Source organism: Mycobacterium sp. ZZG (assembly GCF_054786995.1).
This window is the reverse complement of record NZ_JBTBFV010000183.1, coordinates 1-799: the sequence shown is the minus strand read 5'-3', so window position 1 is coordinate 799 and position 799 is coordinate 1. Positions and strand designations below refer to the sequence as shown.

The 799-nt window shown below is 58.2% G+C and carries 1 rRNA gene; it reads left to right on the top strand.

The features are described 5' to 3' along the window. Positions 1–799, top strand: a 23S ribosomal RNA gene (locus tag ACXMYJ_RS29260); the annotation flags it as partial.

Here is a 799-nt window from a genome sequence, read left to right as displayed (position 1 = left end):
GTGGGGTAGCCGTAGCGAAAGCGAGTCTGAATAGGGCGTTGAGTCGCTGGGTCTAGACCCGAAGCGGAGTGATCTACCCATGGCCAGGGTGAAGCGTCGGTAAGACGTCGTGGAGGCCCGAACCCACTTCAGTTGAAAATGGAGGGGATGAGTTGTGGGTAGGGGTGAAAGGCCAATCAAACTCCGTGATAGCTGGTTCTCCCCGAAATGCATTTAGGTGCAGCGTTGCGTGTTTCTTGCCGGAGGTAGAGCTACTGGATGGCCGATGGGCCCTACTAGGTTACTGACGTCAGCCAAACTCCGAATGCCGGTAAGTGAGAGCGTGGCAGTGAGACTGCGGGCGATAAGGTTCGTAGTCGAGAGGGAAACAGCCCAGATCGCCGGCTAAGGCCCCTAAGCGTGTACTAAGTGGAAAAGGATGTGGGGTCGCGAAGACAACCAGGAGGTTGGCTTAGAAGCAGCCACCCTTGAAAGAGTGCGTAATAGCTCACTGGTCAAGTGATCCTGCGCCGACAATGTAGCGGGGCTCAAGTACACCGCCGAAGCCGCGGCACTCACATAAGCCCGCCCATGATCTACGGGTTGTGGGCTAGGTGTGTGGGTGGGTAGGGGAGCGTCCTGCATCCGTGGAAGCGCCCGTGTGAACGAGGTGTGGAGGGTGTGGGAGTGAGAATGCAGGCATGAGTAGCGAAAGCAGAGTGAGAAACTCTGCCGCCGAATGACCAAGGGTTCCTGGGCCAGGCTAATCCGCCCAGGGTGAGTCGGGACCTAAGGCGAGGCCGACAGGCGTAGTCGATGG